The organism is Sphingomonas sp. A2-49 (assembly GCF_025548555.1).
Taxonomy (GTDB): domain Bacteria; phylum Pseudomonadota; class Alphaproteobacteria; order Sphingomonadales; family Sphingomonadaceae; genus Sphingomonas.
Map to the genome: position 1 here is coordinate 305,031 of NZ_JAJLPA010000001.1, position 13,780 is coordinate 318,810.

At 68.9% G+C, this 13,780-nt stretch carries 11 protein-coding genes; 7 read left to right on the plus strand and 4 right to left on the minus strand.

Annotated features, from left to right (window positions below):
- Positions 1-14 precede the first annotated feature (14 nt).
- From glgC to LPN01_RS01465, 7 genes are read left to right on the plus strand one after another with little or no spacing between them, the layout of a single operon-like run.
- A complete protein-coding gene (glgC, locus tag LPN01_RS01435; protein ID WP_262826573.1) occupies positions 15-1,277 on the plus strand; it encodes a glucose-1-phosphate adenylyltransferase in 1,263 nt (420 codons plus the stop codon).
- The gene (gene glgA / locus LPN01_RS01440) at positions 1,274-2,716 is read left to right on the plus strand and encodes a glycogen synthase GlgA (protein ID WP_262826574.1); all 1,443 of its coding nucleotides are present in this window, start codon (positions 1,274-1,276) and stop codon (positions 2,714-2,716) included. The genes glgC and glgA overlap by 4 nt, the downstream gene beginning before the upstream one ends.
- On the plus strand, positions 2,713-4,332 hold the full coding sequence (locus LPN01_RS01445; protein ID WP_262826575.1) for an alpha-D-glucose phosphate-specific phosphoglucomutase: 1,620 nt from the start codon (positions 2,713-2,715) through the stop codon (positions 4,330-4,332). Before glgA ends, LPN01_RS01445 begins: the two co-directional genes overlap by 4 nt.
- Positions 4,329-6,119 (plus strand): glycogen debranching protein GlgX, encoded by a 1,791-nt coding sequence (gene glgX / locus LPN01_RS01450; protein WP_262826576.1) that lies wholly within the window; start codon positions 4,329-4,331, stop codon positions 6,117-6,119. The genes LPN01_RS01445 and glgX overlap by 4 nt, the downstream gene beginning before the upstream one ends.
- On the plus strand, positions 6,116-7,708 hold the full coding sequence (gene treA, locus LPN01_RS01455; protein WP_262826577.1) for an alpha,alpha-trehalase TreA: 1,593 nt from the start codon (positions 6,116-6,118) through the stop codon (positions 7,706-7,708). Before glgX ends, treA begins: the two co-directional genes overlap by 4 nt.
- Positions 7,686-8,324, plus strand: coding sequence for a TetR/AcrR family transcriptional regulator (locus LPN01_RS01460; protein ID WP_262826578.1), 639 nt, complete (start codon positions 7,686-7,688; stop codon positions 8,322-8,324). Before treA ends, LPN01_RS01460 begins: the two co-directional genes overlap by 23 nt.
- The gene (locus LPN01_RS01465) at positions 8,294-9,892 is read left to right on the plus strand and encodes a choline dehydrogenase (protein WP_262826579.1); all 1,599 of its coding nucleotides are present in this window, start codon (positions 8,294-8,296) and stop codon (positions 9,890-9,892) included. The genes LPN01_RS01460 and LPN01_RS01465 overlap by 31 nt, the downstream gene beginning before the upstream one ends.
- Positions 9,893-9,909: 17 nt before the next feature.
- Here LPN01_RS01465 and cyoD read toward each other — a convergent pair whose 3' ends face one another.
- From cyoD to cyoA, 4 genes are read right to left on the minus strand one after another with little or no spacing between them, the layout of a single operon-like run.
- Positions 9,910-10,290: a cytochrome o ubiquinol oxidase subunit IV gene (gene cyoD / locus LPN01_RS01470; protein WP_262826580.1), complete on the minus strand. Its 381-nt coding sequence runs from the start codon at positions 10,288-10,290 to the stop codon at positions 9,910-9,912.
- Entirely contained in the window at positions 10,287-10,910 is a 624-nt protein-coding gene (gene cyoC, locus LPN01_RS01475) for a cytochrome o ubiquinol oxidase subunit III (protein ID WP_262826581.1), read from the minus strand. Before cyoC ends, cyoD begins: the two co-directional genes overlap by 4 nt.
- Positions 10,907-12,913, minus strand: a complete 2,007-nt coding sequence (gene cyoB, locus LPN01_RS01480; RefSeq protein WP_262826582.1) for a cytochrome o ubiquinol oxidase subunit I — start codon at positions 12,911-12,913, stop codon at positions 10,907-10,909. The genes cyoC and cyoB overlap by 4 nt, the downstream gene beginning before the upstream one ends.
- 3 nt (positions 12,914-12,916) lie before the next feature.
- A complete protein-coding gene (gene cyoA / locus LPN01_RS01485) occupies positions 12,917-13,774 on the minus strand; it encodes a ubiquinol oxidase subunit II (RefSeq protein WP_262826583.1) in 858 nt (285 codons plus the stop codon).
- Positions 13,775-13,780: the final 6 nt, after the last annotated feature.

Consider the following 13,780-nt stretch of genomic DNA (forward strand, 5'->3'; position numbering starts at 1 on the left):
ACAGGAGGGTGCCGATGGTAGACAGACGAGGACAGCCGCTTTCGCGCGACGCGATGGCCTATGTACTGGCGGGCGGGCGCGGCAGCCGGCTGATGGAGCTGACCGACACGCGCGCCAAGCCCGCGGTCTATTTCGGCGGCAAGAGCCGGATCATCGACTTCGCGCTGTCGAACGCGATCAATTCGGGCATCCGCCGGATCGGCGTCGCGACGCAGTACAAGGCGCATTCGCTGATCCGCCATCTGCAGCGTGGCTGGAACTTCCTGCGCCCCGAACGCAACGAGAGCTTCGACATCCTGCCCGCCTCGCAGCGCGTGTCCGAATTCCAGTGGTACGAAGGTACCGCCGATGCCGTGTTCCAGAACATCGACATCATCGAGGCGTATAACGTCGAGTATATGGTGATCCTGGCCGGGGATCACATCTACAAGATGGATTACGAGATCATGCTCCAGCAGCATTGCGACAGCGGCGCCGACGTCACCGTCGCCTGCATGGAGGTGCCGCGGATGGAGGCGGTCGCGTTCGGCGTGATGCACGTGGACGAGCAGGACCGGATCATCGATTTCGTCGAGAAGCCCGCCGATCCGCCCGCGATCCCCGGCCAGCCCGACATCGCGCTCGCCAGCCTCGGCATCTATGTCTTCCGCACCAGGTTCCTGATCGAGGAACTGCGCCGCGACGCCGATACCGAAGGATCGTCGCGCGATTTCGGCAAGGATATCATCCCCTACCTCGTCAAGCACGGCAAGGCGCAGGCGCACCGTTTCTCGGCCAGCTGCGTGCGCACGAGCGAGGAACCGGCGGCCTATTGGCGCGACGTCGGTACGCTGGACGCCTATTGGGAGGCGAACATCGACCTGACGGACATCATTCCCGAACTCGATGTCTACGATCACGAATGGCCGCTGTGGACCTATTCGGAGATCACGCCGCCCGCCAAGTTCGTCCATGACGCCGACGGCCGGCGCGGGTCGGCGGTGTCGAGCCTGGTGTCGGGCAATTGCATCGTGTCGGGCTCGGCGATCCATCGCAGCCTGTTGTCGACGGGCGTGCGCGCGCACAGCTATTCCTCGCTCGACGAGGCGGTGGTGCTTCCCTACTGCCACATCGGCCGCAATGCGCAGCTGAGCCGCGTCGTGCTCGATCGCGGCGTCGTCATCCCCGACGGACTGGTCGTCGGGCAGGATCCCGACCTCGATTCGCGCCGCTTCCGCCGGACCGAAAAGGGCATCTGCCTCATCACCCAGCCCATGATCGACCGCCTCGGCGCGTGACGCTCCGCGTCCTCTCGGTCGCGTCGGAGGCGTTCCCCCTCGTCAAGACCGGGGGTCTGGCCGACGTCGTCGGCGCGCTGCCGGACGCGCTGGCGCCGCATGGCGTCGCCACGACCACGCTGATCCCCGGCTATCCGGCGCTCGCCCCCGCCATGAAGGGGGCGAAGGTCGTGCATCGCTGGCCGGACCTGATGGGCACCCCGGCGCGGCTGCTCGGCCTGCGGCTGGGCGCGCACCCGTTGCTGGTGCTGGACGCGCCGGCGTTGTTCGCGCGCGCCGGCGGATTGTACGGCCATGACGACGACTGGCGGCGCTTCGCGGCACTGGGGCTCGCCGCGGCGGACATCGCGGCGGGCGCGGCGCCGAAGCTGCGCTTCGACCTGCTCCATGCGCACGACTGGCAGGCGGCGATGGCGCCCGCCTATCTGCGGTTCGGCCGGCCGGAGGCGACGGTGCCTAGCGTGATGACCGTCCATAACATCGCCTTCCAGGGCCATTTCGGTGCCGAGGTGTTCGCGCAGCTGGGGCTGCCCGCGGGCGCCTATGCGCTCGACGGCGTCGAATATTACGGCGGCGTCGGCTTCCTGAAGGGCGGGCTGGAGGCGGCGGACGCGATCACCACGGTCAGCCCGACCTATGCTGCGGAGATCCGCGAGGGCCGGTTCGGCATGGGGCTCGAAGGATTGATCGAGAACCGGCGCGGCAGCGTGCACGGCATCGTCAACGGCATCGATCCGGCGGTGTGGAACCCGGCGACCGATTCCGCGCTCGCCACCCGCTATACTCCGCGCGCGCTGGGACGGCGGAGCGCCAACAGGCGCGCGATCGAACGCGCGTTCGGGCTGGAAACCCTTGCCGGCGACCGCGGCGGGCCGATCTTTACCGTCATCAGCCGGCTGACGTGGCAGAAGGGCATGGACGTGCTCGCCGAATGCCTCGACGAACTGGTCGCGCTCGGCGGACGGCTGGCGCTGCTCGGATCGGGTGACGCGCATCTGGAGGCGGCGTTCCTCGCCGCCGCCGATCGGCACCCGGGACGGATCGGCGTCCGGATCGGCTATGACGAACCGCTCTCGCACCTGTTGCAGGGCGGGGCCGACGCGATCCTGATCCCGTCGCGGTTCGAACCGTGCGGGCTGACCCAGCTCTACGGCCTCGCCTATGGCTGCGTGCCCGTCGTGGCGCGGACCGGCGGCCTCGCCGACACGGTGATCGACGCCAACGAGGCCGCGATCGCCGCGGGCGTGGCGACCGGCTTCCAGCACGGCGAGACCGGCTATCACACGCTGGCCCACGCGATCCGGCGTGCGATCGATGCCTATGCGCGGCCCGAGCTGTGGAGCGCGATCCAGCGCAACGGCATGCGCGCCGATTTTTCCTGGGCGGAAAGCGGACGCCGCTACGCCGACCTCTACAAAAACCTGACAGGAGCCGCATGACCCGCACCGTCGCCACCCGACCGTACACCGACCAGAAGCCCGGCACATCGGGCCTGCGCAAGAAGGTGACGGTGTTCCAGCAGCCGAACTATGCCGAGAATTTCATCCAGTCGGTGTTCGACGTCATCGACGGCAAGGCCGGCGCGACGCTCGTCATCGGCGGCGACGGCCGTTTCCTCAACCGCGAGGTGATCCAGAAGGCGATCCGCATCGCCGCCGCCAACGGCTTTGCCCGTGCGGTGGTGGGCCGCGGCGGCCTGTTGTCGACGCCGGCGGCGAGCAATCTGATCCGCATCCGCGGGGCGCTCGGCGGGCTGGTGCTTTCGGCGAGCCACAATCCCGGCGGACCGACCGAGGATTTCGGGATCAAGTACAATATCGGCAACGGTGGCCCCGCGCCCGAGTCGATCACCGACGCGCTGTACGAACGGACGCGGACGATCGACCGCTGGCTGACGGTCGATGCCGACGACGTGGATCTCGACCGGCTGGGCGAAGTGCAGGTGGGCGGCATGACGGTCGAACTGGTCGACCCCGTCACCGATTACGCCGCGCTGATGGAAACGCTGTTCGACTTCGACGCGATCCGTGCCGCCGGCCTGACGATGGCGTTCGACGCGATGAACGCGATCACCGGCCCCTATGCGACCGAGATCCTGGAAAGGCGGTTGGGCTTCGCACCGGGCACGGTGCGCAACGGCAACCCGCTGGAGGATTTCGGCGGCCATCATCCCGATCCCAACCTCGTCCACGCGCATGCCTTGTACGAAACGATGATGGCGGCGGACGCGCCCGATTTCGGCGCGGCGTCCGACGGCGACGGCGACCGCAACCTCATCATCGGCAAGGCCCGGTTCGTGACCCCGTCGGACAGCCTCGCGATGCTCGCCGCGAACGCCCACCTCGCGCCCGGCTATGCGCAGGGCCTGAAGGGCATCGCCCGATCGATGCCGACCAGTGCCGCGGCCGACCGGGTGGCGGAACGGCTGGGCGTGCCGCTGTTCGAAACGCCCACCGGGTGGAAGTTCTTCGGCAACCTGCTCGATGCCGGCATGGCGACGATCTGCGGCGAGGAAAGCGCGGGCACCGGGTCGGATCACGTCCGCGAAAAGGACGGTCTGTGGGCGGTGCTGCTGTGGCTCAACATCCTCAGCCGTCGTGGCCAGTCGGTCGACGACATCGCGCGCGACCATTGGGCGACCTATGGGCGCAACTATTACGCGCGCCACGACTATGAAGGCGTCGAGAGCGACAGGGCGGACGCGTTGATGGCGGACCTGCGCGGGCGGCTTGCGGCGCTGCCGGGCACGCGGGTCGGCGACCTGACCGTCGCGACCGCGGACGACTTCGCCTACACCGATCCGACCGACGGATCGGTCAGCCGCAACCAGGGCGTGCGCATCCTGTTCGAGGGCGGCAGCCGCGTCGTCTTCCGCCTGTCGGGCACCGGCACCAGCGGTGCGACGCTGCGCGTCTACCTCGAGCGCTACGAGCCCGCCGGGGGCGCCCTCGACCGAGAGACGGGCGCGATGCTCGCCGATATCGTCGCCGCGGCGGATGCGATCGCGGGCATCGTGCGCCATACCGGGCGGACCGCGCCGGACGTCATCACGTGAGCCCTGCGCCCGAACCGGGCGCGACCGTCGACGCCGCCGGCACCCGCTTCGCGGTCCGCTCGACCACGCCCGTCACGCTGTGCCTGTTCGACGCGGACGGCGAGCGCCGGGTGGCGATGACGGGGGTGGACGGCCTGTGGTCGGTGGACGTGGCGGGTATCGGCGCCGGCGCCCGCTACGGCTATCGTGCGGCGGCGGATGCCGCGAAGCTGCTGGTCGATCCCTATGCCATGGAACTCGACCGGCCGTTCCGGTTCGACCCCCTGCTGGCCCGGCCGGGCGTGGACACCGCGCATCTGGTGCCGCGCGCCATCGTCCAGCCCGCGGCGCCGGACGCCGGGCCCCATGCGCCGCCGCCGCCGCTCTTCGCGCCGGGCGGGCTGATCTACGAAGTGAACGTGCGCGGGTTCACCATGCTGCATCCCGACGTGCCCGCCGCGCAGCGCGGGACGATCGCGGCGCTGGCGCACCCCGCGATCATCGCGCACCTGCAGTCGCTGCGCGTCGCCGCGATCGAGGTGATGCCGATCGTCGCGTGGATCGACGAACGCCACCTCCCCGCGCTGGGGCTTGCCAACGCGTGGGGCTATAATCCGGTCGTGCCGATGGCGCTCGACCCGCGCCTCGCGCCGGGTGGCGTCGCGGAGCTGCGTGCAGCGGTCGCCGCGCTGCGGAACGCGGGGATCGGCGTGATCCTCGACCTCGTCTTCAACCATACCGGCGAAAGCGACGCACAGGGGCCGGTACTGGCGATGCGCGGCCTCGACGCGCGCGGCTATTATACGCACACCCCCGACGGCGTGCTGGTCAACGACACCGGCACCGGCAACACGCTCGACTGCGCGCGCCCCGCGGTCCGCGATCTGATCCTCGCATCGCTGCGCCATTTCGCCGCGATCGGCGTCGACGGCTTTCGCTTCGACCTCGCCACCGTGCTCGCCCGTGCGCCGGGGTTCGATCGCGATGCCCCGATCTTCGCGGCGATCGCGGCCGACCCGCTGCTCCGCACCCGCGTGATGATCGCCGAGCCGTGGGACATCGGGCCCGGCGGCTACCAGCTCGGCGCCTTCCCGCGCGACTGGCTCGAATGGAACGACCGCTATCGCGACGACGTGCGCAGGTTCTGGAAAGGGGACGGGCGCGCCGGCGATCTCGCGACGCGGATCGCGGGATCGGACGACGTGTTCGGCGGGGGCGACACGCGCACGGTGAACTTCCTCGCCGCGCACGACGGCTTCACGCTGGCCGACACCGTCGCCTATGCCGAACGGCACAATCATGCGAACGGCGAGGACAATCGCGACGGCCATGGCGACAACCACAGCTGGAACAACGGCGTGGAGGGCCCGACGCAAGACGGGGCGGTGCTTGCGTGCCGCGACGCCGACGTCCGCGCGATGCTCGCGACGCTGTTCGCCTCGCGCGGTACCATCCTGCTGACCGCGGGCGACGAATTCGGCCGCACTCAACACGGCAACAACAACGCCTATGCGCAAGACAATGCGACCGGCTGGGTCGACTGGACGGCGCGCGACCGCGATCTGGCGGACTTCACCGCCCGGCTGGCAGCATTTCGGCAGGCGCACGGCCTCGACCGCCCTGCCCCCTGGCACGCCGCCGAATGGCGGCGGCTGGATGGGGACCCGATGACGGACGACGACTGGAACGGCGCCGACGGGTTCGCGCTGCGCTTGCCCGGCGCCGACGGCCGGGTCACATTGCGGTTCGATCGCCGGACGCGACGCGTGTCGCTATCGTCCGGCACGCTGTTGGAGAGCCGCCGATGATCCGTCCCCTGTTGCTGGCGCTTGCCGGCCTGCTCGTCGCCGCGACGGCGCCGCCAACCGTGCCGCGATCGCCCGCGCAACGATTCGGCGCTCTGTTCCACGACGTGCAGATGCGACGGCTGTTCCCCGATTCGAAGACCTTCGCCGATGCGCAGCCACGCCGCGGCGATGCGGCGATCCTCGCCGCCTATCGTCGCCGCGCGTGCCGTGACGATACGGCGTTGAAGGCGTTCGTGCTGGCCAATTTCACGCTGCCGGTGACGCCCGCCGCGCCGCCGCCGTCGCGCCGGCTGGGGCTGTCCGCGCATATCGACGCCCTGTGGCCGCAACTGACGCGCACCCTGCCCGGCGTGCCCGCCGGATCGTCGGCGCTGTCGCTGCCCCGCCGCTTCGTCGTGCCCGGCGGCCGCTTCCGCGAAATGTATTATTGGGACAGCTGGTTCACGATGCTGGGTCTCCAGGCATCGGGCCGGCAGGACCTGGTCGAGGACATGATCGCCGACTTCGGCAGCCTGATCGACCGCTACGGCCGGATTCCCAACGGCACCCGCACCTATTACCTCAGCCGCTCGCAACCGCCCTTCTTCTACCTGATCGCGGCCATGTCGCGCGACCGGGCGACGCTGGCACGGCGGACCGGATGGCTGCGGGCGGAGCATGATTTCTGGATGGCGGGCGCAGCCGGCCTGACGCCCGGGACGGAACGCGCGCGCGTCGTCCGGCTGGCGGACGGATCGCTGCTCAACCGCTATTGGGACGACCGTGACGATCCGCGCGACGAAAGCTATCGCGAGGATGCGACGCTCGTCGCGGCGACGCCCGGACGCGATCCGAAGGCGATGTACCGCGACCTGCGCGCCGGTGCCGAAAGCGGCTGGGATTTCAGCGCGCGCTGGCTGGGCGACGGTCGGACGCTGGCGACGATCCGGACGACGCGGATCGTGCCGGTCGATCTCAACAGCCTGCTTTACGGACTGGAGCGCAGCATCGCCGCGGATTGCGCGAAACTCGCCGACCGTGCGTGCGTCGCGCGGTATTCCGCCGCCGCGTCGGCGCGGGCGACCGCGATCGCGACGCATCTGTGGAACGGCGAGGGTTTCTATGCGGATTACGACCTGGACGCGCGCCGCCCCGCGTCGACCCGGACCGCGGCGATGGCGTTCCCCCTGTTCGTCGGGCTCGCCGATGCGCAGCGGGCGCGCGCCACCGCACGGGCGCTCGCGCCGCTGATCGGTGATGGCGGCCTCGGCACCACCGCGGTGCGGACCGGCCAGCAATGGGACGATCCCAACGGCTGGGCGCCGCTGCAATGGGTCGCGATCCGCGGCCTGCAACGCTACCACGAGGACGCGCTCGCGACGCGGATCGCGCGCCGATGGCTGGCGACGGTGGAGCGCGAATATGGGGCGAGCGGAAAATTGCTCGAAAAATACAATGTCGTCGATGCGCTGCCCGGCGGCGGCGGCGAATATCCGTTGCAGGACGGCTTCGGCTGGACGAACGGCGTGACCCGCGCCCTGATCGCGCAAGGCTTTACCGCGGACGACGGCCAGCATAACATTCGTCATGGCCAACGCACCGGCAAATGAACCGCGCGCCGCGCGACCGACCGACCTGGCACCGCACGACTGGCTTGAGGCGGGGCAGTCGCTGCTGCGGCAGGGCGGGCTGCGCGCGCTGAAGCTGCGCCCGCTGGCGAGCGAGCTGCGCGTATCGACGGGCAGCTTCTATCACCATTTCGGCGACTTCGACGAATATCAGGGGCTGCTCGCCGACTATTTCGCGGGCGCGCAGATCGCCGGGCTGATCGACGCGATCTCCCGATCCGAAGCCGACCCGATCGGGCGCATCCGCCTGCTCGCGCAGGTGGTGCGACGGCGCGGCATGTCGCGCCTGTCGATCGCGATGCGCGCCTGGGCGGAAAGCGATCCACGAGCGCTCGCCGCGGTTCAGCGCCACGACGAACAGGTGCTCGGATTCCTCGCGGCCTGCCTGCAGGCGCGCGGCTTCGCCCGCCACGACGCCATGGTGCGCGCCTATGCACTGATGACGCTGGGGCTGAGCAAGGTGCATGCGCCCGAACTGAACCTGGCGACGCTGATGGACGAGATGATCGCGCTCTTCTGCCACCCGTCGGCCGACACGAGCGTAACGGACGCGGGGGAGCACGGGGCATGGACCGGCGGAGCTACGACTATATCGTGATCGGCGGCGGATCGGCGGGCTGCGTGCTCGCCGCCCGCCTGTCCGAAGACCCGGCGGCCAGCGTGCTGCTGATCGAGGCGGGCGGCCGCAACCGCGAATTGCTGGTGCGCATGCCGGCCGGCGTCGGCGAGCTCATCAAGGCGAAGGGCAAGCACAATTGGGGGTTCTGGACCGCCCCCGAACCCCACCTCGACGGGCGGCGGCTGTGGTGGCCGCGCGGGCGGGGACTGGGCGGCAGCTCGGCGATCAACGGCATGATCTATTCGCGGGGGCATCCGCGCGACTACGACCGCTGGCGCCAGTCAGGCCTCTCCGGCTGGGGCTGGGACGACGTCCTGCCGTATTTCCGCAAGCTGGAACGCCACCATCGCGGCGGCCCGCTGCATGGCGACGCGGGGCCGCTCCACGTCTCGCCGGGCGAGAGCGACAGCCCGTTCAACCGGGCCTTCGTCGATGCGGGGCGGGAAGCCGGCTATCCGGTGACCGACGATTTCAACGGCGCGCGGCCCGAAGGGTTCGGCCCCTACGACCTGACGATCGCGGACGGCCGGCGCTGGACCGCGGCGGAGGCGTATCTGGTGCCGGCGCTCGCCCGCCCCAATCTCACCGTGCTGACCGATGCGCGCACGACGCGGATCCGTATCGCCGGCGGACGCGCGGTCGGCGTCGACTATGTCGTCGGGCGCGACGCGCGGACGGCGGATGCCCGGGGCGAAGTGCTGGTCGCCACCGGCGCCGTGCAGTCGCCGCAGCTGCTGCAAGTGTCCGGGATCGGCGATCCCGCCCGCCTGCGCGCGGCAGGCGTCGCGGTGAACCACGACCTGCCGGGCGTCGGGGAAAATCTTCACGACCACCTCGACGTCATCATGAACTGGCGCAGCCGGGGCCTTCGCACGGTCTTCAGCGAGGTGAAGGGCCTGCGCCAGCTCGGCGTCGGGCTGCGCTATGCACTGACCGGCAAGGGCGTCGGGAGACAGAATTTCCTCGAATCCGGCGCCTTCATCCCCTCGCGCGAGGGGATCGAGCATCCCGACATCCAGATCCATGCCGTGCTGGCGATCATGCGCGACCACGGCAAGGTCAAGGCGACCGAGGACGGCTTCTCGCTGCACCTGTGCCAGTTGCGCCCGGAAAGCCGCGGCCGGATCGGCCTGGCGAGCGCCGACCCGTTCGCCGACCCGCTGATCGAGGCGAACTATCTCGCCACCGCGGAGGATCGCCGCGTCCTGCGCGAAGCGGTGCGGGTCGGGCGCGACGTGGTCGGCCAGTCGGCGCTCGCGCCCTATCGCGATGCCGAACTGGCACCGGGGCCCGACATCGAATCCGACGCACAGGTTGATGCCTGGGTGCGCGCCACCGCGGAGACGATCTACCACCCCGTCGGTACGTGTCGGATGGGGGCGGCCGACGATCTGCTGGCGGTCGTCGACGCATCGCTGCGGGTGCGCGGGATCGCCGGACTGCGCGTCGTCGACGCATCGGTGATGCCCAGCCTCGTCAGCGGCAACACCAATGCGCCGACGATCATGATCGCGGAAAAGGCCGCCGACATGATCCGCGCCGCCTGACGACGGCGCGGGGGCGCTCACATCGCCGGCATGCCCGCGGGCATCAGATTGTGATCGAGATGCGCCATGATCCAGATCGATCCGATCAGCACGAGCCCGACGATCAGCACGCCGAACGCCAGTGCGAGCACGTTGTTGGTGTTGTCCGGCCCGCTGGTGACATGGAGGAAGAACACGAGGTGCACCCCCATCTGGGCGATCGCGAGCGCGACAAGCGCGACCGGGATCGCCGGCCCGTAGACATAATTACTGTGCACCACCGCGAACGACGCCGCGGTCAGGATCGCGGCGAGGACGAACCCCGCGCTATAGGTCAGCACCTGGCCGCGGATATCGTCGGCCTCGCCCCCGCCCTCGCCGGGTGCGCGATCGTCGTCGAGTTCGGTATCGTCGCTCATCGCGCGACTCCCAGCAGATAGACCATGGTGAACAGCGCCACCCAGATGATGTCGAGCGCATGCCAGAACAGGCTGAAGCACGCGATGCGGCGGACGGTTTCCTCGCGGAAGCCCTTGGCCTGCACCTGCGCCATCATCGTCGTCAGCCACACCAGCCCGAGCAGGACGTGCACCCCGTGGCACCCGACCAGCGCGAAGAAGGCCGACAGGAAGGCGCTGCGCTGCGGGCCGTGCCCCGCGCCGATCAGCGTTAGGAATTCATGGAGCTCCAGCGCCAGGAACCCGGCGCCGAGCACGGCGGTGACCGCCATCGCCGCCTGGAACCAGAAGCGGTTCTTGGCCGCGGTCGCGATCCCCGCCATGCCGCAGGCGAAGCTGGACGCGAGCAGCAGCGCGGTTTCGGCACCGACCATCGGCAGTTCGACGATGTCGCGCGCCGCCGGCCCGCCCGCGGTCGCCTTGGCCAGCACCGCATAGGCCGCGAAGAACCCGGCGAAGAGAATGAAGTCGGTAAGCAGGAAGATCCAGAAGCCATAGGCGACGACGATCCGCTTGGGCGCCGGCCCCCGTTCGCTGGGGGCGGTGTCGCCACGGCCCAGCTTGTGCGGATCGCCGCTCATGCGCGGGCGTCCGCGGGAATGTCGAGCAAGGCCGCCTTGGCGTCACGGCGGTCCCGGTCGAGCCGCTCCGCATCGGCGGCGGTCACCTCGATCTCGTTCTCGTCGCGCCAGGCGAAGACGACGAAGGTCGCCCACGCACCGAGGAAGCCGAGCGCGAACAGCCACCAGATATGCCAGACCGCCGCAAAGCCCAGCGCGGTGGTGAAGAAGGCGGTAACGACGCCGGTCGGCGAATTGCGCGGCATGTGGAACGCCTCGTAGCGCGGACGCTCGGACAGTTCGCGGTTCTCGCGCGCCTGGCCCTTGATGCCCCAATAGGCTTCCTCGCCCTTCACGTCGGGCAGCACCGCGAAATTGAACGGCGGCGGCGGCGAGGTGGTGATCCATTCGAGGCTGCGCCCGTCCCAAGGATCGCCGCTGCGGTCGACGAGGTCCTTGCGCCGCCTGATCGAGACGTAGAGCTGGATGACCTGACACGCGATCCCCCCGGCGATCATCAGCGCACCGAACGCCGCCGCGATCAGCCACGGATGCCATTCGGGCACGTCGTAATGCTGCATCCGGCGGGTCATGCCCATCAGCCCCAGCACGTACAGCGGCATGAACGCGACGTAGAAGCCGATCACCCACAACCAGAATGCCGCCTTCCCCCAATATTCGTCGAGCGTGAAACCGAACGCCTTCGGGAACCAGTAATTATATCCCGCGAAACAGCCGAACAATACGCCACCGATGATGACGTTGTGGAAATGCGCCACGAGGAACAGCGAGTTGTGCAGCACGAAATCGGCGGGCGGCACGGCCAGCAGGACGCCGGTCATCCCGCCGATGACGAAGGTTATCATGAACGCCACCGCCCACATCATCGGCACGTGGAAACGGATGCGCCCGCCGTACATGGTGAACAGCCAGTTGAAGACCTTCACCCCCGTCGGGACCGCGATAATCATCGTCGTCACGCCGAAAAAGCCGTTGACGTCGGCCCCCGCCCCCATCGTGAAGAAGTGGTGCAGCCACACCATGAATGACAGGATGCATATGACCATCGTCGCGACGATCATCGAGCGGTAGCCGAACAGCGGCTTGCCGGAGAACGTCGACACCACTTCGCTGAAGATGCCGAATGCGGGCAGGATCAGGATGTACACCTCCGGATGCCCCCACGCCCAGATGAGGTTGACGAACATCATCTGGTTGCCGCCGGCATCGTTGGTGAAGAAATGGAAGCCGAGGTAGCGGTCGAGCAGCAGCATCGCGAGGCAGGCGGTCAGGATCGGAAAGGCGGCGATGATCAGCAGGTTGGAGGCGAGCGCCGTCCAGCAGAACATCGGCATCCGGGTATAGCCCATTCCGGGCGCGCGCATCTTGAGGATGGTGGTGACGAGGTTGACGCCCGACAGGAGCGTGCCGACGCCGGAAATCTGCAACGCCCACAGATAGTAATCGACACCGACGCCGGGCGAGAAGCGCAGCTCCGACAGCGGCGGATAGGCGAGCCAGCCGGTCTTTGCGAATTCGCCGATCACTAGGCTGAGGTTGATGAGCAGCGCGCCGCTTGCGGTCAGCCAGAAGCTGACGTTGTTGAGCGTCGGAAACGCCACGTCGCGCACGCCGAGCTGCAGCGGCACGACGAAATTCATGATTCCGATCACGAACGGCATCGCGACGAAGAAGATCATGATCGTCCCATGCGCTGAGAAGATCTGGTCGTAATGCTCGGGCGGCAGGTAACCGGGATTGCCGTAGGCGACCGCCTGCTGGCTGCGCATCATCGCCGCATCGACGAAGCCGCGGACCAGCATGACGAGGGCGAAGATGCAGTACATCACCCCGATCCGCTTGTGATCGACCGAGGTGATCCATTCGCGCCACAGATAGGGGATGTGCCCGGCGCGCCACGTCCAGACCAGCGCGGCGAGCAACAGCCCGCCGACGACCGCGGCGGCGATCAGCGGGATCGGCTGGTCCCATGGGACCGAATGGAGCGTCAGCTTTCCGAACATGGCTCAGCTCTCCCGCCCGCCGCGCTGCGTGTCGTGGACGGGGGCGCCCGCCTGTCGCACCGCGGCCGCGAAGAAGCCCGCCGGAACGCTGCGATAGGTGAACGGCCGCGCAGCCGCCTTGTGCTGCGCGAGCGCCAGATAGGCGCGACCGTCGAGCGCCGGCCCCTGCCCATTCGCCTTGGCCGCCCAGCCCGCGAACGCGCCGGCCGGTATCGCGTCGACCGCAAAGGCCATGTCGGAGAAGCCCTCGCCGCTGTAATGCGCGGACAGGCCGCGGAAGCGGCCGGGGCGATCCGCCATCAGATTCAGCTTCGCCTCCATCCCCGCCATCGCGTAGATCTGGCTGCCGAGCCGCGGCACGAAGAAGCTGTTCATGACGGTGGCCGAGGTGATGCGGAAAGTGACCGGCGTACCGACCGGGATCACCAGCCGGTTGACGCTCGCGATGCCCTGTTCGGGGTAGATGAACAGCCATTTCCAGTCGAGCGCGATCACCTGAACCGTCAGCGGCCGTTGCCGCGCGGCGATCGGGCGCGACGGATCGAGCCGGTGGCTGGCGATCCACCCCATGCCGCCGAGAAAGATGATGACGAGCAGCGGGACTGACCAGACGAGCAATTCGAGCTTGCCCGAATAGGACCAGTCGGGTCGGTGCCGCGCGCGCGTGTTGGACGCGCGGAACCACCAGGCGAACACGATCGTCGCGACGATCACCGGCACGACGATGCCGAGCATGATCGCGACCGAATTGATGAGTAGCGTGCGCTCTCCCGACGCGACCGGTCCGGCAGGATCGAGCAGCGCGGGCGTGCAGCCGCCGACGATCGTCGCGATCGCGGCCACCGCGACGGGTTTCACCATGAACGT